The organism is Brevibacterium ammoniilyticum, from assembly GCF_038429965.1.
Classification (GTDB): domain Bacteria; phylum Actinomycetota; class Actinomycetes; order Actinomycetales; family Brevibacteriaceae; genus Brevibacterium; species Brevibacterium ammoniilyticum.
Genome location: NZ_BAABNP010000002.1, coordinates 252,530 through 275,184, shown reverse-complemented (window position 1 = coordinate 275,184; position 22,655 = coordinate 252,530). Strand labels below are relative to the sequence as shown.

At 64.9% G+C, this 22,655-nt stretch carries 20 protein-coding genes; 10 read left to right on the top strand and 10 right to left on the bottom strand.

Annotation, left to right across the window (positions count from 1 at the left end; genetic code table 11):
• Positions 1 to 6: 6 nt before the first annotated feature.
• On the bottom strand, positions 7 to 372 hold the full coding sequence (locus AAHA49_RS03265; RefSeq protein WP_063248881.1) for a VOC family protein: 366 nt from the start codon (positions 370 to 372) through the stop codon (positions 7 to 9).
• Positions 373 to 482: 110 nt separating this feature from the next.
• Between AAHA49_RS03265 and AAHA49_RS03260 the strand changes: the two genes are divergently transcribed.
• Both AAHA49_RS03260 and AAHA49_RS03255 read left to right on the top strand, forming a co-directional pair.
• A complete protein-coding gene (locus tag AAHA49_RS03260) occupies positions 483 to 1,502 on the top strand; it encodes a helix-turn-helix transcriptional regulator (RefSeq protein WP_063248882.1) in 1,020 nt (339 codons plus the stop codon).
• A gap of 12 nt (positions 1,503 to 1,514) precedes the next feature.
• Positions 1,515 to 1,988 (top strand): hypothetical protein, encoded by a 474-nt coding sequence (locus AAHA49_RS03255; RefSeq protein WP_063248883.1) that lies wholly within the window; start codon positions 1,515 to 1,517, stop codon positions 1,986 to 1,988.
• A 39-nt stretch (positions 1,989 to 2,027) separates the two neighbouring features.
• On the opposite strand, the gene AAHA49_RS03250 is transcribed toward AAHA49_RS03255, so the two are convergent.
• Positions 2,028 to 3,032 carry an aldo/keto reductase family protein gene (locus AAHA49_RS03250; RefSeq protein ID WP_063248884.1) on the bottom strand — a complete coding sequence of 335 codons (1,005 nt, stop codon included), beginning with the start codon at positions 3,030 to 3,032 and terminating at the stop codon, positions 2,028 to 2,030.
• A gap of 121 nt (positions 3,033 to 3,153) precedes the next feature.
• On the opposite strand from AAHA49_RS03250, the gene AAHA49_RS03245 reads away from it, so the two are divergent.
• Positions 3,154 to 3,945, top strand: a complete 792-nt coding sequence (locus AAHA49_RS03245; RefSeq protein WP_063248885.1) for a sulfite exporter TauE/SafE family protein — start codon at positions 3,154 to 3,156, stop codon at positions 3,943 to 3,945.
• Between the two features lie 91 nt (positions 3,946 to 4,036).
• Here the strand turns inward: AAHA49_RS03245 and AAHA49_RS03240 are convergent, their stop codons facing one another.
• Entirely contained in the window at positions 4,037 to 4,951 is a 915-nt protein-coding gene (locus AAHA49_RS03240) for a LysR family transcriptional regulator (protein WP_063248886.1), read from the bottom strand.
• Between the two features lie 153 nt (positions 4,952 to 5,104).
• On the opposite strand from AAHA49_RS03240, the gene AAHA49_RS03235 reads away from it, so the two are divergent.
• From AAHA49_RS03235 to AAHA49_RS03210, 6 genes are all read left to right on the top strand, one after another.
• Positions 5,105 to 6,724 carry a BCCT family transporter gene (locus tag AAHA49_RS03235; RefSeq protein ID WP_095376283.1) on the top strand — a complete coding sequence of 540 codons (1,620 nt, stop codon included), beginning with the start codon at positions 5,105 to 5,107 and terminating at the stop codon, positions 6,722 to 6,724.
• Between the two features lie 103 nt (positions 6,725 to 6,827).
• A complete protein-coding gene (locus AAHA49_RS03230) occupies positions 6,828 to 8,240 on the top strand; it encodes an aldehyde dehydrogenase family protein (RefSeq protein ID WP_263053683.1) in 1,413 nt (470 codons plus the stop codon).
• A 9-nt stretch (positions 8,241 to 8,249) separates the two neighbouring features.
• Positions 8,250 to 9,992 carry a hypothetical protein gene (locus AAHA49_RS03225; RefSeq protein ID WP_255248991.1) on the top strand — a complete coding sequence of 581 codons (1,743 nt, stop codon included), beginning with the start codon at positions 8,250 to 8,252 and terminating at the stop codon, positions 9,990 to 9,992.
• Positions 9,989 to 11,020, top strand: a complete 1,032-nt coding sequence (locus tag AAHA49_RS03220) for a membrane dipeptidase (RefSeq protein ID WP_063248888.1) — start codon at positions 9,989 to 9,991, stop codon at positions 11,018 to 11,020. Before AAHA49_RS03225 ends, AAHA49_RS03220 begins: the two co-directional genes overlap by 4 nt.
• Positions 10,977 to 11,708 carry a hypothetical protein gene (locus AAHA49_RS03215; RefSeq protein ID WP_141236351.1) on the top strand — a complete coding sequence of 244 codons (732 nt, stop codon included), beginning with the start codon at positions 10,977 to 10,979 and terminating at the stop codon, positions 11,706 to 11,708. The genes AAHA49_RS03220 and AAHA49_RS03215 overlap by 44 nt, the downstream gene beginning before the upstream one ends.
• The gene (locus tag AAHA49_RS03210; protein WP_063248890.1) at positions 11,705 to 12,082 is read left to right on the top strand and encodes a RidA family protein; all 378 of its coding nucleotides are present in this window, start codon (positions 11,705 to 11,707) and stop codon (positions 12,080 to 12,082) included. Before AAHA49_RS03215 ends, AAHA49_RS03210 begins: the two co-directional genes overlap by 4 nt.
• Here the strand turns inward: AAHA49_RS03210 and AAHA49_RS03205 are convergent.
• From AAHA49_RS03205 to AAHA49_RS03180, 6 genes are all read right to left on the bottom strand, one after another.
• Complete coding sequence (locus tag AAHA49_RS03205) at positions 12,079 to 12,852, bottom strand: hypothetical protein (RefSeq protein ID WP_342037184.1); 774 nt, start codon at positions 12,850 to 12,852, stop codon at positions 12,079 to 12,081. The genes AAHA49_RS03210 and AAHA49_RS03205 overlap by 4 nt on opposite strands.
• Positions 12,853 to 12,967: 115 nt before the next feature.
• Positions 12,968 to 14,173 (bottom strand): calcium:cation antiporter, encoded by a 1,206-nt coding sequence (locus tag AAHA49_RS03200; protein ID WP_063248891.1) that lies wholly within the window; start codon positions 14,171 to 14,173, stop codon positions 12,968 to 12,970.
• A 146-nt stretch (positions 14,174 to 14,319) separates the two neighbouring features.
• On the bottom strand, positions 14,320 to 15,033 hold the full coding sequence (locus AAHA49_RS03195; RefSeq protein ID WP_231882147.1) for an O-methyltransferase: 714 nt from the start codon (positions 15,031 to 15,033) through the stop codon (positions 14,320 to 14,322).
• A 359-nt stretch (positions 15,034 to 15,392) separates the two neighbouring features.
• Entirely contained in the window at positions 15,393 to 16,625 is a 1,233-nt protein-coding gene (locus AAHA49_RS03190) for a M20 metallopeptidase family protein (protein ID WP_342037183.1), read from the bottom strand.
• Between the two features lie 2 nt (positions 16,626 to 16,627).
• A complete protein-coding gene (locus tag AAHA49_RS03185) occupies positions 16,628 to 17,776 on the bottom strand; it encodes an amidohydrolase family protein (RefSeq protein WP_308443533.1) in 1,149 nt (382 codons plus the stop codon).
• 10 nt (positions 17,777 to 17,786) lie between these two features.
• A complete protein-coding gene (locus AAHA49_RS03180) occupies positions 17,787 to 19,139 on the bottom strand; it encodes a type I glutamate--ammonia ligase (RefSeq protein ID WP_223289923.1) in 1,353 nt (450 codons plus the stop codon).
• A 211-nt stretch (positions 19,140 to 19,350) separates the two neighbouring features.
• On the opposite strand from AAHA49_RS03180, the gene AAHA49_RS03175 reads away from it, so the two are divergent.
• Positions 19,351 to 20,268: a MurR/RpiR family transcriptional regulator gene (locus AAHA49_RS03175; protein ID WP_063248894.1), complete on the top strand. Its 918-nt coding sequence runs from the start codon at positions 19,351 to 19,353 to the stop codon at positions 20,266 to 20,268.
• 92 nt (positions 20,269 to 20,360) lie between these two features.
• Here the strand turns inward: AAHA49_RS03175 and AAHA49_RS03170 are convergent, their stop codons facing one another.
• Positions 20,361 to 22,595 carry an arginine/lysine/ornithine decarboxylase gene (locus AAHA49_RS03170; protein WP_063248895.1) on the bottom strand — a complete coding sequence of 745 codons (2,235 nt, stop codon included), beginning with the start codon at positions 22,593 to 22,595 and terminating at the stop codon, positions 20,361 to 20,363.
• Between the last annotated feature and the right edge of the window lie 60 nt (positions 22,596 to 22,655).

The following is a 22,655-nucleotide window of genomic DNA, read 5'->3' as shown; positions in this document are numbered from 1 at the left end:
CGCAGCTCAGTCGACGGGCGAGACGCGGATGAGATTGCCGTCGGGGTCGGCGATGACGAAGGTACGGCCGAAGACGTCGTCGTGGGGTTCCTCGACGACGTCGACGCCCTTGCCCGTCCATTCGGCGAAGACCGCGTCGACCGCCTCAGCGGATCCGGGAACCATGAGTCCGACCTCGGAGGTGCGGGCTCCGGCCCGGGTGATCGCCTCGGCGCCCCCGCTCCACACGGCGAAGAGGACACCCGGGGCGACCTCGAAGGGGACATAGCGGGGTGTGACCATCGCCGGCGACATGTCGAAAAGGTCGGAGTAGAACGCGGTCGCGGCCTCGACGTCGGTGACGTAGACGAGGAAGAGGTTCGGGGTGGGCATGGCTGCCTCCTCTGCTGGTATGCCTGTGCTGACCCGACTACAGTGACAGCAGAAGGTGACAGTCCATGTCATCTTTGGGTGTGGTCGTCGAGAAATTGTGAGGAGCTGCGATGGAGCGCCCGCAGAGACTCCTCGCGATCCTCACCGTGCTCCAGTCAGGCAGGCGGACGACGGCGGCCGATCTCGCCGGGCAGTTCGCCGTCTCCAAGCGCACCATCCTCCGCGACATCGACGCCCTCGCCGAGGCGGACGTCCCCGTCGTCGCCGAACGCGGCCGCTACGGCGGGATCTCGCTCGTCTATGCCGCCGACGTCGACGTCGCCCGACTCTCCGACAGGGAGACGGAGGCGCTCGGTCTCGTCGGCCTCGATGTCGCCCGTGCGCGCGAGCTGGGTCTCGAGGCCCACACCCGCAGCGCCGCACGGAAGCTCTCGACCCGGGCGCCGTGGCCGGGAACTCCGGGGACTGGGGGCACCGCTGCCGACGGTCCGTCGCCGGGGCTGAGCGACCTCGTCGCCATCGACACCGCGGGTTGGTTCGACGCCGAGCGGGCGATCGAGGCCGGATCGCTCCTCGACGCGCTCCGTCGCGGGCACCGTCTCTCCCTCTGGTATCGGACGAGCGGCCGCACGGATGCCGAGCGCCTCATCGTCGATCCTCACGGCCTCTACTCCCGCGGCGGGCGCTGGTACCTCATCGCCGAGGTCGACGCGCGCCCGAGGATGTTCGCTCTCACCCGCCTCGAATCGTGGCGCGAGCTCGATGAGTCGAAGGAGGTCCGGTCGAGCGCTCCCCTCGCCGAGGTGGCTGCCAACCTCGTCTCAGCGCTCGAACAGCGACGCGACGTCGTCGTCACCGCGCTCCTCGACACGGCGACCGAGGACCTCGCCCGGCGGATCCTCGGGAGCCGACTGCTCAGCGTCGAACCATTCGACGCCTATGGCCGGGGCGCGGACGATTCGGGTCGGCAGGGGCTGAAGATCACCGTCGGCTACGACGAGGTCGACGGGGTGCGCCAGCTCATCCAGTTCGCTGACCACATCGAGATCCTCGACCCGCCCGAGGCACGAGCGCTCGTGCGCGGACTCAGCGAGGATCTGGCCGCGCGACACGGAGACGACCGACCGTGAGAGAGTGACGGTATGACTCCGACTTTTCGCAAGCGGCTCTCCTTCGGCAGGTTCGTGCTTCTGACCGCGGGGATCGGCGCCGCGAGCGGCCTCATCATCTCGCTTGTCGTTCTCGAGTTCGACCCCGGGCAGATCGTCATGCTCGTTGTGAGCACCGCATTCGGGGGAGTACTCGGTCTGGTCATGGGCATCCCAGCGGAGTTCGCGGTGCGTCTGGCGGCCCCTCGGCTGCGCAGTCGAGTCGGCGCGGTGCTCTGCTGCTTCGGCCTCGGTCTCGTCTCCGTGCTCGTCGCCCTGAACATCCTCGGAATGATCATCCAGGGTCCGGGTGACTACATCGGCGCGTATGAGTGGTCGGCCCTGCTCTTCGCGCTCGCCCTGGGCCTGCCCGCCGGCGTCCTCACCGCGTGCGCGACCTCCCACATCGTCGAACCGGTCGAGCCGAAGAACCCGAGGATCGACCGGTTCACGGGACTTCCGTACTGACGGCCCGGCAGAGCCGCCTCGGCGGGGAAGGGACCGCCCTCAGACGATGCGGGTGGGCGGGGACTGGGTCTTCGCGGGATCGGTCTCGGGGAGATCACCGAGGGCTTCATCGATTCGGGCGAGCACCTCGGCGTCGAGTCTGACCCCGGCGGCGGCCGCATTCGACTCGACCTGCTCGGGACGTGACGCCCCGACGAGGGCTGTGGCGACGTTGTCGTTGGCGAGCACCCACGCGATCGCGAGCTGACCCATCGTCAGCCCGAGGTCGGAGGCGATCGGCTCGAGCTTCGCGACCGCGGTGAGCGTCTCGTCGTTCATGTAGCGGGAGATCATGTCGGCCCCGCCCTTCTCATCGGTCGCCCGTGAGCCCGCGGGGGCCGGCTGCCCGACCTTGTATTTGCCGGTGAGCACGCCCTGCGCGATCGGCGACCACACGATCTGAGAGATGCCGAGCTCCTTCGACGTCGGCACCACCCGCTCCTCGATGACCCGCCAGAGCATGTTGTACTGCGGCTGGTTCGAGATGAGCTGGATCCCGAGGTCACGGGCGAGGTAGTGCGCCGCACGCAGCTGATCGGCGTTCCACTCGCTCACCCCGATGTAGAGCGCCTTGCCTGCGCGGACGATGTCGGCGAAGGCCTGCATCGTCTCCTCGAGCGGCGTCTCGTAGTCGTACCGGTGGGCCTGGTAGAGGTCGACGTAGTCGGTGCCGAGTCTGGTGAGCGACCCGTTGATCGACTCCATGATGTGCTTGCGTGACAGTCCGGTGTCGTTGTGGCCCTTGGGGCCGGTGGGGAAGTAGACCTTCGTGAAGATCTCGAGCGACTCGCGACGCTGGCCGGCCAGCGCATCGCCGAGGACCTGCTCGGCCGCCGTGTTCGCGTAGACGTCGGCGGTGTCGAAGGTCGAGATGCCGGCGTCGAGCGCGGCATGGACGCACTGCGTGGCGATGTCGTTCTCGACCTGGGAACCGTGGGTGAGCCAGTTGCCGTACGTGATCTCCGAGATCTTCAGACCGCTGTTTCCGAGATATCTGAACTCCATGTCCTCAGCCTACGACCGTGAGTCAAGTCCCCCTGTCCGGTCGCCGCGGAGAGGTCCCGTCGGGAGCGACGGTCGTGGCACAGCCCTTGTCCGCCGGGCTCGCGTGCGGTGTGATGGGGAGATGGACTTCGCGGTGCTCGTGCTCGTCGGGGTGCTCGTCGGCCTGACGACCGTGCTCTTCGGCTTCGGCGGCGGGTTCGTCACCGTGCCGATCATCACCGTCGTCGACGCCGACCTCGGTGCGGACACCGCGCGCGTGGCCGCGGCCACCTCGGCGCTCGTCATGCTCGTCGGCGCCCTCGTCGCCACCGTCTCGACGAGGCGGGAGACGCTGGCACACCTGACCGGCAGGTGGTGGCTCTTCGGTCTCCTCGCACTCGGCGGGGGACTCGGCGCACTCGCCGCGCGGTTCGCCCCCGAGATGCTCCTCCAGTGGGGCTTCGTCGTCTACGTCGCCGTCACGGCCGTCGACATCGTGCTGCGCCCGGGATTCTTCCGGAGGAGACCCGAGGCCGACGCCGAGACGGGCGAGGGCGGTCGCGGCATCTCACCGGTGTGGGGTGTGCCGATCGGCGGCCTCGCCTCGTTCCTCGGGGTGGGAGGCAGTGTGATGACCGTGCCGATGATGCGGCGCTCGGGAGCGACGATGACGGTGGCGACGACCTTGGCGAACCCGCTCACGCTCATCATCATGACCCCGGCGGTGATCATCACGCTCACCGCGCACGGGCAGGTCGAGGCACCCGGCTTCGTCGGGTCCGTCGACGTGCGATCGGCGGCCGCCCTCCTCCTCGGGGCGATTCCGATCATCGTGCTTCTGCGCAGGCGCGTGCCGCGGATCCCCGACCTCGTCCACGCGTGGGGCTACCTCATCCTCCTCGTCGTCGCCGGGACGGTCGTCGCGATCGCGTGAGGCACTGCGGCGGGCCATGGCGTACTTGACCGGTCGCCGGGTTCGCGAAATCCGGTTGGTCGATTAGGTGTCACCGCACTGTTCGAGCTTGTCACCCGGTCCCTTGAGTTCCGGTGAGTTCGACTGACTTCAGGGTTTCGACAGTCAGGTCGTGGAACTGAAGGACGCTGATCTGAGACTCCTTACTGCGGCGAGCGACTTGGACCTCGCTGTAGGCTTCGGGCTCTCGCAAATGCAGATAACGGATCCCTTCCCGTCTCAGGCTCTTCACGGAGTGCGGGACGATCGCGATTCCCAGTTCCGCTGCAACGAGCGCGAGCACTGTGGTGAACTGCCGCGCTTCTTGAGCAAACGGGAAGGGGCTGGGCGAGGTGAAGGCGAGGCCCGACAACAGGCTCCACGTGCGCGGAGCACTCAGGCGTGGGAGGCCGACGAAGTCGAAACCTGAGAGATCGTCCAGACCGACTGTATCGGAGGTGGCAAGCGGGTGAGCGTCGGAAACCGCAACGACCAGACGCTCGTGGAAGAGCGGCGTCACTGTGAGGTCGTCGGCAGGTGCGACGTCGCGAGTGATCCCCAGGTCGATCTCGCCGCGTCGGAGAGCTTCGACCTGCTGCCAGGAGTTGAGTTCACGCAGGTCAAGTAGTACTGCTGGGCGGATGCGCCGCTGAGAGGAAACGAGCGGCGGGAGGATCTCTCCGGCAGCTGAGGTGACGAACCCGAGTGCGACCCGACCCGTCCACCCTGATGCAGCCGCGCGCGCTGTGTCACTTGCCGCATCAGCCATTCGGATTGTCCGTCGCGCCATTTCAATGAAGGCTTCTCCGGCTGCCGTCAGCACAACTGTGCGACTCGTGCGGTCGAAGATTCGAACGTCGAGGCTCCGCTCCAAGTCGCGAATCTGTCGCGAAAGCGAGGGTTGGGCCACATGGAGTCTATCGGCGGCCCGGCCGAAATGCAGATCTTCGGCGACCGCGACCGCGTATCTGAGTTGCCTGAGTTCCATATCGACATTCTGCAGTATTGCCAATTATGAATCAATCAATACTAAACAAGTCTTGGACTGAAATGATTCAGCTCCCTACGCTGGACGATGAAAACGGCACGCAGAAGTGTCAGCTCGGGCAACGCGGCCCGGTTTGATGAACGGATTCGATCAATGAGCAAAGACCCCAATTACGCTCCGGCAGATTCTGACGACCCTCGTCCCCGTGCCGACTGGTCGGTTGCAGGGTGGAGCACGGGAATCCTCGCTGCATTCGTCGTCGCCGCACTCGTCGCGCCCGACTTCGTCGCGGACGGTGTCGCATTCGGCTTCGCAGCGGCCACGTCGTGGTTCGGTCTCTACTGGCAGTGGCTTCTCCTGTTGACGTTCTTCGTCGCACTTGCGCTCATCTTCACCCCGTGGGCGAAGGCGCGTCTCGGAGGATCGGCTGCGCCCGAATACGGTCGCTTCAAATGGATTGCCATGATCATGACCACACTTCTGGCTGGAGGGGGAGTGTTCTGGGCTGCCGCCGAGCCGCTGTACCACTATTCGACCGTGCCTCCGTACTTCGCGGGAACTGAGCAGGGCAGCCAAGAGGGCGTATTCGCCGCACTGGCCGTGAGCTTCGTTGACTGGGGTTTTCTCGCTTGGGCGATCCTCGGCTCGCTGGGTGCAATCGTCATGATGATCGCAGCGGAGAAGGGACTGCCACTGCGTCCGCGGAGCCTGCTCTATCCGATCCTCGGCAGAAAGGCGGCCACCAGCCGTGTCGGTGCGGTGGTCGACGTCGTGTGCATCGTTTCCGTTGCTGCTGGGACCATTGGTCCTGTCGGTTTCCTCGGCCTCCAGATCTCCTATGCCCTGGAGTCGCTCTTCGGCATCCCAGACGTCTATTGGGTTCAGGTGATGGTGATCGCCGTGCTCACGGCAATTGCAGGCGTGAGCGTCTTCTCCGGAATCAACAAGGGCATTCAGCTGCTCAGCAGCGTCAACGTCTTCTTAGCTCTGGGGTTGATCGCCGTAGTCCTGGCGCTCGGCTCCGCCTGGTATGTCTTACGCGGCCTGTTGGGAGGGCTGGGCCTGTACATTGCCAACTTCGTTCCGCTCTCGCTCTTCCAGGGTGACAGCGCATGGACCGCGAGCTGGACGGTCTTCTTCTTCGGGTGGTTCCTCGGATACGCTCCGCTGATGGCCATTTTCGTGGCGCGGATCTCAAGGGGGAGGACCGCTCGGGACCTGCTCATCGGCACGAGTATCCTGCCGCCGATTGCGACGACCGTCTGGTTCGCCGTGCTCGGCGGCACGGGCATCTACGTGGATCAAAAGGCCCCGGGGGCAGTGACTGGACCCCTTGCGGACGACGGACTGCCTGCTGCGATCATCGCGATCACTTCAGAACTGCCGATGTCTGTTCCCATCGCCATCGGATTTCTGGTGCTGACGATGACCTTCGTCGCGACGACGACAGATTCGATGTCTTTCGCGATCTCTCAGTCGTGCATGAGCGCAGGAGATCCGGGCCCCCGTCTCCGGGTGATCTGGGCGGTGCTCATCGGAGCAGCTGCCGCAGTCCTGATCTCGATCGGCGATGGAGGAGTCGGCGCCCTCCAGTCTGCGATCGTCATCGCCGCTGTTCCCGTCGGCTTCGTCATGCTGCCCTCCCTTGTTGCAGCACCAGTCCTTCTGCGGAATTTGGCCCTTGAGCAGGGGGTGGTTTCGCGGAAAAGGCAGATCGGCCTGCGGGCGACACGAGAAGAGGCACCCCGGGTGGAGCCGGACGCCGCGACGTGAATATCCAGTCAGTACACATCCCTATACGCCACACCGACCTAGCAAGGAGCAGCACATGATGAACGGACCTCAGAAAATCCGCAGCCTCATCGGCGGAGAGTGGGTGAACGGCGACGGCGGAGATGTCCGAAGTCTCGATCCGGCCGACCCGGATGGAGCCGCTGTCGCCGCCTATCGTGCCGTCACCGAAGAACAGATCGATGCTGCGGTCGGAGCGGCCGTAGCGGCCGCGCGAGAGTGGGATCAGGTGGGCGTTCTCGCTCGTGGAACGATCCTGCGAAGGGCTGCGGACATACTCGACGATCGAGCGGATGAGGTCGCGCAGCTGATGACTCGTGAGCACGGAAAGACCCTCACGGATTCGCGAATCGAAGTCGCCGGCACAGTCGAGACCCTGCACTATCACTCCGCTGCCTCTCGCCGTCCGAACGGGGCCACCTACCCTGCTACTCATCCGGAGGAGGTCGTGCGCACACTGCGCAGACCGGTCGGCGTAGTGGGCATCATCACGCCGTGGAACTTCCCCATCATGATCCCGGCGTGGAAGATCGCTCCGGCGCTCCTGTGGGGAAACACCGTCGTCTGGAAACCTGCGAGCGACACCCCAGCGTGCGCGGCGGTATTCGCAGAGATCCTCCACGAGGCAGGTGTGCCGTCCGGGGTGCTCAACCTCGTCTTGGCCCCGGGCTCGCTCGGCTCGCACCTCGTTGGCAACTCGGCGATCGATGCGGTCTCGTTCACCGGTTCCGTCCCAGTCGGTGAACAGATCAGGGCGACGGTCACGGGCCGCGGCGCACGTCTGCAGATGGAACTCGGCGGACACAATCCGGCCCTCGTCTTCCCCGACGCGGATGTCGAAAACGCCGCTGAACTCATCGTCGCCGCCTCAGTCAACAGCACCGGTCAGAAATGCACGGCAGTTCGCCGGATCATCGCAGTGGGAAACAGCTACGAACCGCTTCGAGAGGCACTGGTCAGGCGGTTCACGGCACTTCGCGTCGGACCGGGTACCGACTCTGAGAGCGAGCTCGGCCCGGTCATCAATGCGCGTGCGGCGGAAGAGATCACCAGTGCCATCGATCAGGCTGTGGCGGAAGGAGCTGAGGTCATCGCTCAGGCTCCGATTCCGACGACAGTCGGGTGTTGGGTGCCTCCGACTCTTCTCGAGGGAAGCACGGATCAGGCGATTGCGCGCCAGGAGGTCTTCGGCCCAGTGCCTCTGCTCATGCGCGCCGACGATCTCGACGACGCAATCGGACTCGCCAACGACACGGAGTTCGGACTGACCGCTTCGGTGTTCACCGATGACGAGCGGATCGTTCGACGCTGCTTGGCTGATCTCACCGCCGGCCTGATCAAAGTCAACGGGCCGAACACGGGTTCGGAGATTCACGCGCCCTTCGGCGGCCTTGCCGCCTCTTCATTCCCTGCACCTCGTGAACAGGCGAGTGACTCTGCAGCCGAGTTCTTCAGCATCACCAAAGCCGCGTACCAGCGTCTCAGCCCAGTGACCTGAGGACGGCGAATGACAGTGATGACGAACATTGCGGATGTATCCATGCGCAGTCCCGCAGAAGTCTGCCGCCCGACTGATATGGGCGGCGCGAGAGCGACACGGCACAGTTTCGCGCGACAGCTCATTCGAAAGATGTCGCTCGATCATTGGACCATTCGGCGAACCGTCTTCGAGCTCGACGACTTGGGCCGAGGCACTGCCGCTTACGAGATCTCGGCCAGCCAGGACCAATTTCTCACACTTGCCCTCTTCTCCCAGGTGATCTCGGAGGATGCGCGCACTGACAGAGTGATCGCAGAGAGATGGGATGTGACGGGCGCGCTCGTCGAAGGTTCGCTCGATGCAGGTGCCATCGAAGACCTCCGGTCACACGTGACCGTCCAAGAGGAGGGTCGCGCGATGCCGAGCACGGTCATCTGGGGCCGGGCGAATCGGAGCGTGCGATTCTTCGACCAGGTAGTGAATGACCTGGCAGCAGGTCGGCAGCCGAATGCTGACATCCTAGGTCTGTCCCCGTATCTCCTCCGGTCGACCGCGTTCTACAGCAACGGGAAGTTCGGCATGAGGGACTTCGAGGGTTTCGCCGCGGAACATGTGCTCGCGGTTCCGTACCGAGCACACATGATCGCTGCCTGGTTATTCAGGGAATTCAGTCTCGACCTAGCCGAACACTGCGCCAGGGCAAAGAATCCAGGCGCGGCGTCGTTCGACGAAGAATGGGCACGATACTTTGGTCTGGGCAATGCCACTGGTCTTGGCCTCGTACCGTACGTCGTCAATCATCCGGAGATCCTCGATGCTTGGCTATGGTCGCGAGAGTTTCCTCTTGCAACGGCGCTCGACCGTGAGGATCGGCCCTCGAGTGAGCCTGTCTTCACCGTGGCAACGCTGTTGGAGCGAATTGCCGCCTACCTTCGCCAACAGGGCCCCGACGAGCCTGTGCCCTTCACCTCCGGCGAACGACTGGCCGAAAGTATTGACCCCATGAGCGCTCTTGTGAGGGAGTACGTCGACTTCGGCACCATGAACTCGACGGCGACGGCTACTCCCTGGCGGACTCTCCACGATGCTGCGGATCGCGCGGGCCCCGAAGTAAGAGGCATCGTAGCCACTGTGATCACCGAACTCACCGGTGACCTCGACTCGGAGGTGGAGGCGTCTCTGGTCCGCGTCGAAGATCGCCACGTCGATCCGAAATGGCGAATCGGGCATCTTCGTGATGCGATCGGCAGGGACTACTCGTGGATCGATGAATTCGACTTCTCCGACTCGTCGCAGACCGACCGCTTCTGGTTCACTTCTGCCACGAGCGAGGAGCCTCGAAGGGGCTGCACCGGTTCGGACGAGGGCCTCGACATGCAACATGGTGTCAACGTCGCCGAGGAGATCCACAACCTGCGAGAGTCGGTAGCGTCGTTGCCAAGCGATCTCACCGTCGCAGAATTCCTCGTCTCCCAACCCAGGTTTCGAGCCGCTGTCGCACGAGTGCAGAAGGTCGGTCCGTTGAGATTCGGAGAGTTGCGAGCCAATCTGCGCTCGAGCGGGTTCCTTCCGCTCAATCCGCAGCGTCTCCAGCTGGCCGTTTACGGCATGGACAACTACAACCCGCAATCGACGGACTGGCTGCGGGTGACCCTCTTCTCGGGCGCACCGCGAGTGGCGGACATCAACGCCGGCACTGCTGACGATGACTGGATGTTCCCGCTCCGACCCGAGTCCAACCACCGAGCTGAAAGCGCAGGGAAGGCATGACCCATGGCAGGAAGTTCCATCATGACGCGATCATCGTCGATGGACTGCAGATCAACAACTGGTCTCGCGCAGTTCTCCAGGAACTGATCTCCGGCGGAGTGACAGCCGTCAATGCGACTGTGAGCGTGTGGGAGGGCATCGAGGAGAGCATCCGTGCGATCGGCGAATGGAACCAGTTCGCCGACCGAAACAGCGATATCGTGACGTTGGCGCGTTCGAGCCAGGATATTCGGAGGGCGAAGACTGAAGGCCGGGTCGCGGTCATTCTCGGGACGCAGAACACAAGCCTCTACGGGGACGACTACCGCTTGGTCAGAGTATTCGCTCAACTCGGGGTCAAGATCGTGCAGTTGACCTACAACAATCAGAACAGCGTCGGGGGCTCGTGCTACGAACCCACTGACAGCGGTCTGACTCGTTTCGGGGTCAACGTCGTGCACGAGATGAATCGCGCGGGGGTCCTCATCGATCTGTCGCACGTAGGCGACCGCACGTCGATCGACGCGGCCGAAGCATCGGCATCTCCGGTGGCTATCACCCATTCGAACCCGGACTGGTTCGTCAGTAGTCCCCGCAACAAACCTGATGCTGTCATCGAAGCGGTGACATCACGCGGTGGTGTCATCGGCGCCTGCCTTTACCCAAACGTCGTCGGCGGAGCGCACGCCCAGCTCAGCGATTTCTGTCAGATGGTCTACCGCCTGGCGGAGCAGGTCGGCATAGGGCATGTCGGCCTCGGCAGCGACTGCACTAGGAACTGGGGCGACGAATTCGTCGAATGGCTGCGCAGTGGACGGTGGCGTCCCCCGTCGCAGGAGACCGCCACGTGGCCGGCATGGCCGCACTGGTTCACTGGACCCGAGGACTTCCCCAGGCTGACAGAGGGCCTTCTGGCAGTCGGGTTCACGGAGACGGAGGCCCTAGGCGTATTGGGAGAGAACTGGCTGCGCCTCTTCGACGAAGTCTTCCCGGAAGGAGGATCGCGTGATGGCGGCATCGTGCATGATCGAACGCGTGAGCCTGCGTGAAATGCGAGAGGTCTCGTATCGCGCATTGAGGGTTCTCGGAGCCAGCCATGGTGAGGCCCAGGAAGCATCGGAGGCCGTGCAGTTCGCCGAGCTCAACGAGGGCATAGGGCTGCAGTCGGTTCTCGCCATCGCGGCTCACGGATGGTCGGATACGACCTGTGAGGTCACTTGGTTCGAATCTGAGAAGACTGCGGTCGTCGATCTCGTTTCTTCGCAGCCGCTCTGTCTGCTCGCATTCGCGGCCTCCGCGGTCGAGTTGGCCACGTGCGCAGATCGGGCAACCGCGGTCAGGTGTGAGATGAATGAGCTCAACGGACTGCTCGATGCGCATCTGAGATTGGGCGCATCCCGCCTGGATGGCGCTGTCTACGCGGCTCGGCGCTGCGCGGGCGAGCTGTCATTGCGCGGTGCGACGGCTGCGGGCGACCTGGTGACGATGAGGGGAGAGGTGGCCGATTTCCTCGATCGGCTTCCCGTGGAACTCAATGATGGTCAGACTGTCGTCGCAGTCGACGGCGGTGAGTGGGCGTCGGTTTTCGAACAGTGTGTGTCGCATTCGGCTGAAGATCTGATCGCTCGTCGAGCTGGTGCGTCCAGTAACGGTATGGGCGTCTCTGGCAAGCAGTGGGAACTGACGCGAAAGATCGCTGCAGTCTTCAACCAACCGGACAAGGAGATCAGACCATGACCGAGGTCACCTACCGCAGCAATCCACGCGGCGAAGTCCTGCCGTACGCCGCTTCGGCGACCGCAGGCGGCATAGTGTGGCTGTGCGGACAGATACCTACCCACGAAGACGGATCAGTTCCCGAGTCGATGCACGATCAGGTGACTGCGGCACTTGCCAATCTCGAACGAGCGCTGGTCGCAGCACAGTCTTCCTTGCGGCACATAGTCAAGTTGACGGTCTTTCTTGCCGATCTCGGCGAGTTCGACGATTACAACTCTGCTTACTGCGACTATTTCGGAGCGGTCGCCCTTCCTCCACGCACGACGGTCGAGGTGGCGCGGTTCCGAGGTGAGAAGCGGATCGAGATCGATGCAGTCGCAGTGGTCGCTTAGGCGCCACCGTTGCGGCGACGGTGGAGTATAGGCGGCAGTCCGAAGAAGATCGGCGGCCTCGCTGTGGTAGATGGCTTATTCGGAGCATCGCTCACGATCGGCGTACCGGTGTCGCCGTAGTCGTCCGACTCGACCTCTCTTTGCTCGGTATGGTTGTCGTCGAGCGCCCACGCGCTCTCCCAGCTGATGAGTTCGCCGGCGTGGCAGACCGGGTCGCCGCCGGTCGAGGGCGGCTCCGCCCACAGCCACAGGTTGACCCCGTACTCGATCACGGTGATCGTCGCCTCCCGGTCGCGGCCGGTGTTCTCCCTGACCAGGGCACGGTGCACCTTCGCCGAGGCGGTCTCGAGTTCCTCCCATCCGTCGCGCCGGTGCGGGAGGAGGACCCACGTCCCCGCGGGGACGTCTGCCGGGACGAGCGAGTCAGGAGTGACGACGCGGGTGAAGTCCAACGGTTCGGCGGCAGCATCGCCAGGTTTGTCACCGCTGACGGGGCCGACTCCGGACTCCTCGAGAGCCGTGAGGACTTCACCGAAGCAGGCCTCGACCACCTCGGCCGTGGGGGCGACGATGAGGAGGCCGGTCGCCTCGGCGAGAATGTCGGCAGCCGACAGGGACGACAGGGGAGAGGCGCGCAGGTCGGCGAGCACCTCATCCCAGTGCCCGGGCACGGGAACGGAGTCGAGCAGCGCATGGGTGCGCTCCCGTTCGGCATCGTGGCGCACCGTCGACCTCCTCTCACCGCGGCCGGTGTTCTTCCACCATGCCACGAACCCCTGACACGCGCGGACCGGTTCGGCTCCTGACACGAGTGGACAGCCGCGACGAGACGGACGTCGTCGGCGCGAACCCCGTCGACGCGGACCTCGCCCAGGTGAGCCTCGTCTATGCGAACACGGTGAGCCCGTAGACGGCGAAGACGACGAGGAGGGCTGCCCCGTGGACGGCGGTGACCCTCTTCGCGGCGAACGTCGTCACCGAGAGCACGATGACGACGGACAGGAGCAGAAGGTTGGTCGGAATCTCGGCGAGGACGATCTGCTGTCCGGTGAGCATCCCGATGACGAGGACGACGGGGATCGTCAGCCCCACCGTGGAGACGAGCGCCCCGTGGCAGAGGTTGCTCACCCGCTGGACCTCGCCCTGCCAGGCGGCGCGGATCGCGGTGATCGTCTCGGGGAGGAAGACGATCATCGCGATGACGATGCCCGAGAGCGCGACCGGGGCGCCGAGGCGGCCGAGCCCGTCATCGAGGAGGACCGCCATGTCATGGGAGAGGAGGACGATGGGCAGCACGGTGACGACGAGGAGGCCGAGACGGGTGAGGATCTCGACCCGGTGAGTCGACAGGGTTGCGACGATGCCCGGGCGCACCGCCTCGGCGTCGGTGGACGGGGCGGTGGCGACCCTGGACGGGGCGGCGCCGTCGGCGGACGGTCCGCGCGGACCGGGGGCCGCCTCGGCGAGGCGGGGATCGACCTCACGGAAGTCATCGGCCTGCGCCCCCATCTGCCGGGTGAGGAAGAACGCGTAGAGGCCGAGAGTGAGGACGATGATCGGGATCCCCTGCCACGGCAGGTAGCTGCCGTTGATCCCGATGACCGCCGGCAGCGCGAACGCGAGCGCGGAGAGGACGACGATGAGTCCGAGGTAGGTCGAGGTGCCCGTCCGGTTGTGCGCGAGGTCCCCGTGGCGCAGGCCGCCGATGAGGAGGCAGAGCCCGACGACGGCGCCGAGGATGATCATCGACACCGCCATCACCGAATCGCGCGCGATCGTCGCATGATCTCCGGGACCCAGCAGGACCGCGGCGATGAGGATGACCTCGATGAGGCAGATGGAGATCGTCAGCACCAGAGACCCATAAGGATCGCCGAGGCGGCCGGCCAGGTGCTCGGCCTCGTGCACGACTCCGAACGCACAGATGAGGATGACCGCGACGATGACGATGAGCGCGGTGATGAGCAGGGGCGCCGGCGCCGGCGGTTCGAGGAGGTGACCTGCGAAGAGGAGTGCGAGGTAGGTGCCCCAGCCGAGGGCGAGCCTGATGATCGCGGTAGGGGTGATGATGCTGCGCAGTGCGGCGGTCATGACGGTCTGTTCCAGTTCTCTGAGGCCGTCCTCATCGCGGTGGGAAGCGAACGGGTCGTCCCGTTCGTCACTGTGTTTTCAGGTTACTCAATCCCGCCGAGGTGGTCCAACCGGAGGTCGGTTCACCGGTGGTTGGCGAACCGGGACTACCGTCGACGGGCGATGATGAGGCCGTCCCAGCCCTTGACGCCGACAGTCTGCAATGCGGTGGCGTCGAGATTCGGGTTCTCAGCAATCATTCGCGTCACCGTCTGCACTCCGGTGACGCGCGGATCGTCCGGGTTCTCATCGGTGACCGCGCCGTTGCGCACGACGTTGTCGATGATGATGACCGCACCGGGTTCGGTGAGTGCGAGTGCCGCCTCGAGGTACCTCGGATTGTTCGGCTTGTCCGCATCGATGAACACGAGATCGAACGGCTCGGTGCCAGTGCTGGTGCCGCTGTCGATGAGGGTTCGGGCGGATTCTGCGGCGGGCCCGACGTGGATCTCGACCCGGTCGCCCACCCCTGCGCGGTCGAGGTTCGCGCGCGCCACCTCGGCGTTGTCGGGTTCGAGTTCGAAGGTGACAACGTGACCGTCGTCGCCGACGGCACGGGCGAACCAGATCGTCGAGTACCCGGCGAGAGTGCCGAACTCAAGGATCCGCTTCGCGCCCGCGATCTGGGCGATGAGGCCGAGGAGCGCACCTTGGTTGGCTGCCACCTCGGCATTGGGCATCGTCGTGTCCGCTCCAGACTCACGAGCGGCGACGAGGGCATCGTCTTCCGGGGTGAGGTGCGAGATGAAGTATTCGTCGACCTCGCGCCAGGCGACGGTGGAGTCGTAGCGATTGACCGGGGTCGTGCGTTCCTCGTTCACCATTATCAAAGAGCCGAATGCTCTAGGCGTGAGCCGAAACGAAATTGGTCTACGTAGGTCTTTCCATCTTCGGCCTGCTCGGCCCACGAACCGAACGCGGTTTTGATTGCGTTCAGATCGGTATGCGCGTCAGATTTGCACCCGTAGACCTGGGTGACAGCGTCCCGGACTAGCGCGGAGATCGAGCGTCCAGTTCGCTCGGCCTCAGCATCGAGGAGTTGTCGCTCGGTTGACGTGAGCGAGATCCGGGTCCGCACCATGATGCAATTATCCACCATCCTGCGGACCCGCGCAGGAGGCCGTGTTGCCGACTGGGTCTCATTCGCCGAGGCATCGAGCGAGAGAGCCCATACCTGCCCCTACTCGGATCCCGAACCGAGGATCGATTCGGCCCCGGCCAGATAGCCGGCGATCATCGCCCGCGCCACGTCGAGCACCGACCGCTCAGGTGGCAGATATCCCGCGTTGTGGAGTGAGGCTTGCGGCTGACCGGTGCCGACGAAGCTCATGGCCGAGGGGACGGCCTCTGAGAAGAAAGAAAAATCATCGGCACCCAGCGACCGCATCGGTGATGCCACGGACGCACCGAGGCCCTGCGCCTGCGTTGCGAAACGTCGTGCCAGGTCGGAGTCGTTGATGAGCACCGGTTCCCCGTCGATGATCGCCACATCGGCCTCAAGACCGTAGGCCTGCGCGATCCGCCTGGCCATGGTCCCGATCGCCGCCTGAATGTCCTTGCGTTCCTGCGCCGAGGTGGTCCTCACAGTGGCGCGGATACTTCCGTGGCGGGGCAACACGTTCGCCGCACCATCCCCGACACTCATCGTCCCGACACTGACCACTGCCGCCGACATCGGCCCGATAGTCCTGCGGACGATCTCTGGCAGCGACAGGGCGACGTTTGCGACCGCCGCCACCGGGTCAGAGGCGTTGTGCGGATAGGCTCCGTGACCGCCTCGGCCGTGCACGGTGATGTGGACCTCGTCCGCCGCTGCGTTGATATAACCCTCACCCATCGCCACTTGCCCCAAGGGCACACCTGGGTGGTTGTGGACGCCGATCATTCTCGCGATCGAGGCTTTTTCGAGCCCTTTTTCCGAAACGATGTCGAGAGCACCGGAGGGATAGGACTCCTCACGAGGTTGGAAGACCGCCGCCAGGGCGGTCGGCAGCGCCTGGCCGGTGCGTTCACCGAGCTCGGGGATCGCCCGAATGACAGCGACGAGCGCGGCCATGTGCACGTCATGCCCGCATGCGTGCATCGCTCCGTTCGTCGAGGCGAAGTCTGCTCCGGTCGCTTCCTCACCCGGCAGAGCGTCGAGCTCGGCACGAATCCCCACAGCAGGACCATCCGCAGGCCCGATGCGTCCGATGCGACCGGTTCCCGCGATCGTGTCCAGGGACATGAACGGGGAGAGCTCGGCCTCGATGACCTCGGCTGTCGCTTGTTCCTGACCACCGAGGTTGGGGGAGGAGTGGATGCGACGGCGAAGATCCAGTGCATGGTCGAGGTCAGCTTCGACCGCAGCCAGCCATGCGGCGCCGATCTCCGCGGACCGTTCGGTCGAGAACTGCTCCTGCCTGATATCCATACTCACCAGTCTTGCCCTGCTTCGTTCGTTGTCAGGCCGTAGACCCGACGTGCATTGCCTGCTGCGATCATTCCGGCGATGCGGCGAAGCTCATCCTCCGGCCAGCCATGCCTGGTCGCCCAGTCGTTGAGGACCGAGTCGAGTCCGTCCCTGAAGAGGATCGACCCGAGACTGTAGAGCTCGGCGGCTCCCCACGCGTCGGAAGAGAACAGCGCCTTGTGGAAAGGGGTGAGCTCAAGCGATTCGGCGATCACCTGAGCGGCCTGCGCGCCGGTGTAGTTGATGGCCAGACCGACATCGGCATAGACATGCTCGAAGCAGTGCGCCAAATAGCCGGCCTCACGGTGATACGGATAGCAGTGGAGCAGCATGACGCTCGCCCCCGAACCGCGGCTGAGCCGCAGGAACTCGGTGAGCAGGAGTGGATTGCAGCGGTGCAGATCGACATCGGGATCGCCGTAGCCGATGTGGAACTGGATCGGCACCTTTCGGTCGACGGCCTCCCAGATGAGGTGACGGATGATCGTCGCGTCCTTGAGGCGGGCTGGGCCGTCGGTGCTCGCTGTCATCCACTCATTGACCGCTGCGTCGACCTCTTCGGCAGTTGGCCGCTCGGGATCGAAGTCGAGGCCGATGCGGTAGGCGGCGATCGACTTCACGCCGACCGCGGTGCGCAGACGCGCATCGAGCTCGTCGGTGAAGACGGACCGGAAGTCGGTGGGGGAGACCCCCGATTCCACCAGCTCCTCGGCGATGCGTTCGAGACGGACCACCTCGGCGACCTGAGTGCCGGCACGCACCCCCATCTGACGGGGACCGAGGATCTCGTCCCCACGGTGTCCGGTCTCGATGAGGAGGGTGCCGTAGCCATGCCCGGTTAGCAGCCGTGTGTTGACCTCGACCGCGCCGAGGCGGGTCCTCTCTGCGATGTAATCCTCGGGAGCGGCGAAGGCCGGAAGTCCCAAGAGCGGGGCACAGTACCGTCGGATCATGAAGCCGAGTTGGGTGTCGAAGAACGTCGTGCCTGAAGGGCTCGGACGGTCGGACTCGGTGATGAGGTCTTCGAATGCCCCACGGTCGAGGTCGTGTTCGAGCACGCCGTGGCAGTGGTGGTCGACGAGTTCCAGCTCGTTCATCCAGTCGAAGTGCACGCCGGCGTCCTCAGTAGAACTTCCGGTAGGCGGCGCACTGCTGTGAGGGTTCGAGGTCGCCGAACTCGGCGATCTCCGCACGCTTGACGGCCAGGTAGGTCGCCAGCAGCTCGGGATGGAACCACTCACGGACCACATCATCGGACTCGAGGCGGTCGATGGCCTCGCGGAGGGACGTCGGAAGCTGACCCTCGGCGCTGACGGCGGCATCGGGGTCACCGACGACCACCTCGGCGGGTTCGAGATCCTGCCGCAGTCCCTCCATGCCGGCCTTGAGCAGGATGCCCAGCAGAAGGTACGGGTTGGCTCCGATGTCGCCGCCGCGGAACTCGAAATGCAGCTGCGGGCGAGGGTCTGCTCCGCCGATCTCGTTCGTGGGCACGATCCGCAGCAGCGCCTCACGATTCTGCAGGCCGAGGAACGACGCGGCCGTCGACCAGTTGTGTGGGCGCAGCCGCTGGTAGGACACGACGAGAGGCGCGAAGATCGCGGTCAGCGACGGGGCGTACTTGACGATTCCGGCGGCGAACTTCGCGGCCTTGACCGAGATCCGCCCGGGACGGTCGGCGTCGAAGACCAGAGTCTCGCCGTCGAGGTCGTTGAGGCCGAAATGGACGTGCACTCCCGAGCCTCCGTCGCCGGCGATCGGGACCGGGGTGAAGGTGACTTCCCTGTCGTGGCCGGCGAAGACCGCGGCGACGGTATCGCGGACGAGCACGGCACGGTCGGCCGCGGTGAGTGCCGGGGCCGGGGAGACGGTGAGCTCGAACTGGTTGGGAGCGTATTCGGGCAGCCAGTTCTCCGGCTGGGCACCCATCTCGGCCAGAGCGGCCATCGATTCCGAACCGATCGGTTCGAGGGCGCGGTGGGCCTGCAGGGAGAACGGCTGAGTCGGAGCAGTGTTGCCCAGATCGGTGAACTCGTGCTCGAAGGCGGCGTTGACCTGGATGCCGAACTCCTCCGACAGCTCTGCGATCGCCTGGCGGAGGAACGACCGAGCATCCCCGTGCCAGGGCGTGCCGTCGGTGTTGACCTGATCGGAGAACACGATGGTCAGCGGAGGCTGGCCGGGAATGAGGGTCGTCCGCACGGCGGAGTCGAAGTCGGGAAGCAGGCGAAGGTCGCCGGAGGAGTCGAAGGGGATATCGTCGGTGATGTGACCACTGGGGCCGATGCCGAGGTTGGCCGGAACCCATCCCACCGACGTCGAGGTCTTCAGCGATTCTGCGCGAACCGCACGGCCTCGGGTGTGTGCGGAGAGGTCGGATGTGGCGAGGAAGACGAGTTCGCCGGGACCGGGCCGCACGCTCTCGTGCAGCCACTCATGGCAGTCCAGGTCGGCGGAAGTGGGTTCAGTGCTCACGGTGTGACTCCTTGTCCGAACGTCGGTGTTCGCTCGTGGCTGGCGGGCTGGAATCGCAGGACGGTCTGAGGCGATCCCAGTTATGTAATGAAGAATATCAAATTAGGCGATATGGTCAATATCTGTAATTAAAATTTCAGAAAGTCCTTCTCCCGCCTCGTGACCGCGTGCGAACACAGTACAGTCGGGGGAGAGACAGAGAGGCGATGAGATGACACGCAAGGACGCGACCGCCGAGGACGAGCCGGACGTACAGGGTTCGCGAGGCGAGGACGGGCCGAGCCTGGCGGTGGGCCTGCGCGCCGCCATGTCGACCTTCACCCCGGCAGAGAAGAAGATCGCCCGTGCGATCCTCGCGTCCTATCCGTTCTCCGGACTTGAACCGATCTCGAGCCTCGCCGACTCCGCGGGAGTCAGCGCCCCATCCGTCGTCCGCTTCGCCCGGACGCTGGGATTCAACGGCTACCGGGAGTTCCAAGAGAGGCTGCGACAGGAGATCCGCGTGCGTGAGGAGTCGAACCTCTCGCAAGCCGAGACGCGCCCGCGCGGTCAGGAGCCGCAGTTCGACGCCGCACGATCCGCCTACCATGCGGGGATCGACCAGACCTTCGACTCGGTGATCGGGGACGACCTCGACAGTACCGTCAGACTGCTCGCGCAGACGAAGAGGTCGGTGGTCTTCCTCGGGGCAACGTACTCGGGGTTCATCGCGGACATCTTCCATGCCCAGCTGGCCCCGGCAAGGCCGGGCACGATGCGGCTGGCGGCGAATCCTCTCGTCGCAGCCGGGCAGCTCCTCGACCTCAAGCGAGGGGATATCGTCGTCGCCTTCGATGTCAGACGCTACGAACCCGGAGTCACGGACGTCGTGCGCACAGCCAAAGAGCTCGGCCTGACGACGATCGTGTTCACCGACCCCTGGATGTCTCCCGCTGCCGCCTTGGCCGACCACGTGCTCACCGCCGACGTCCGCGCAGCGGGTCCCTCGGACACGATGGTGCCGATGCTGGCACTCGTCGAAGCGGTGAGCGAACTCGTCGTGGTCGAACTCGGTCAGGCAGGGGTCGACCGTCTGGGACGACTCGACCCGCTGCGGCTCCGGCTCGGAGGCACAGCCAACCACGCGTGAGCGCCATCCCGGCACGAATGTGACCGGCAGCGGTCCTCGCGCGGCGGCCGTTGGTCCACGTAAAACCGCCACCGGTCAGACTGCCGTTGGCCTCAGCCCTCCTCGATGACGCAGGCCACCGTGTTCTCGCCGCCGGACGCGGCCGTCAGCCCATGGGTGATGCCGTTGAAGCCGGGGTAGCGGCGAGCCAGCTCGGCCTCCGCCTTGAGATACTCGACGATCTTCGGGCTCACTCGTTCCCCGGGCACGAGCAGCGGGATTCCGGGCGGGTAGGGCGTGAGCAGGACCGCGGAGATGCGTCCCTCGAGCTGCGAGATCCCCACATGCTCGATCTTCCCGCTGGTCATCGCCGCCCAGGCGTCGGTCGGCAGGAGAGCGACCGCAGGCTCCTCGAGGTAGATGTCCGTGGTGAGGTTCGCGAAGTCGTGTTCGCGATAGAGCTCGTGGAGCCGCTGGCAGAGATCCTTCAATCCCAAGCCCGCATACTGCGGTGACTCCGCGACGAACTCCGGCATGATCTCGTCGATGCGGACGTTGCTGTCGACGGCACTCTTGAATCGGTGGAGTTCGGCGATGAGCGTGTTCCACCGTCCCTTCGTGACTCCGATCGTGAAGAGGATGAAGAGTGAGTAGAGGCCGGTCTTCTCGACGACGACACCGTGTTCGGCGAGGTACTTCGAGAGCACCAGGCCGGGGATGCCGAAGTCGCCGAATTCGCCGTCGATGCTCAACCCCGGAGTCGTCAGGGTGACCTTGATCGGGTCGAGCATGGCGAAGTCCTCGCCGATCTCGCCGAACCCGTGCCAGTTGTCGGAGGCACTCAGCTGCCATTCGGCGCGTTCCGCCAGTCCCTCTCGCGGAGGAGTGTCCGGTCCCCAGACACCGAACCACCAGTCCGAGTCGGCACGCTCATCACCGATGCGGATGATGGCCCGACGGAACTCCATCGCCTCGGTGATGGTCTCTTCGACGAGAGCATGCCCGCCGGGCCCGCGCATCATCTCCGCGGACACATCGCAGCTGGCGATGATCGAGTACTGCGGACTCGTCGACGTGTGCATGAGGTAGGCCTCGTTGAAGATGTCGCGGTCGAGCTCGGTCTCTTCGGAGTTCTGGACGAGGATCTGTGAGGCCTGCGAGAGACCGGCTAGGAGTTTGTGCGTCGACTGCGTGGCGTAGACCAGCGACTTCTGCGTCTTCGCGGTCCGCTCATCGACGCCGTGCATGCCCCGGTAGAGCTCGTGGAACCGGGCATGCGGGAGCCAGGCCTCGTCGAAGTGGAGGACGTCGACGTATCCGTCGAGGGTCGACTTGATCTCCTCGGCGTTGTAGACGACCCCGTCATAGGTGCTCTGGGTCAGGGTGAGGATGCGCGGGGTCACGCTCTTATCGGTGATGGCAGGGTGGGACCGGATCTTCTCCGCGATGGACTCGGGGGAGAACTCGCTGCGGGGGATCGGGCCGATGATCCCCGCACGGTTCCGGGTCGGCCAGAGGTAGATCGGAATCGCTCCGGTGAGGATGATCGCGTGGAGGATCGACTTGTGGCAGTTGCGGTCGACGAGAACGACATCGCCGGCGCTCACGGCAGAGTTCCAGACCACCTTGTTCGAGGTGGAGGTGCCGTTGGTGACGAAGAACAGGTGGTCGGCGCCGAAGGTCTCGGCGGCCCTGGCCTCGGACTCCGCCACGGGGCCCGTGTGGTCGAGGAGCTGGCCGAGCTCTTCGACAGCGTTGCACACGTCCGAGCGGAGCATGTTCTCACCGAAGAACTGGTGGAAGACCGTACCAGCCGGTGACTTGAGGAATGCGGTGCCTCCCGAATGCCCGGGGCAGTGCCAGGAGTAGGCGCCGTCGTTCGAGTAGTCCATCAGGGCCTTGAAGAAGGGCGGTGCCAGGCGTTCGACATAGCGGGTGGCCTCCCGGTGAATGACCTTCGCGACGAACTCGGGGGTGTCCTCATAGGCGTTGATGACGCCTTCGATCTCGGCGAGGACCTCCGTTGGAAGGCTGCGTGCCGTGAGGCTCTCTCCGTAGAGGAACACCGGGACATCGGCGCTCTGGGAGCGGATCTGCCCGAGCAGTTCGCGCAGTGCATCCGACGAATTCTCCGCGCCCGTCGCGGCGTGGCCGGTGATCCGGTCGACAACGATGAGCAGGCCCGACTTGTCATTGAGGAGCCGGGCCGATTGGAACGGCGTGATCTCGGTGACGGCGGTGCCCAAGGCGGTCAGTGCCCGCTTGACCGCCTCCAGAGGATCGGCATGGTCGGTGTCGGCAGCGCTGTGGTCGGAGACGACGGCGAGCGTGAAATCATTCTGGCTCATGGGGTTCCTTCGCTGTGGGTCGGAAATCACTGGAGGTCGGTGCTCTGCGGGTGCAAGGGG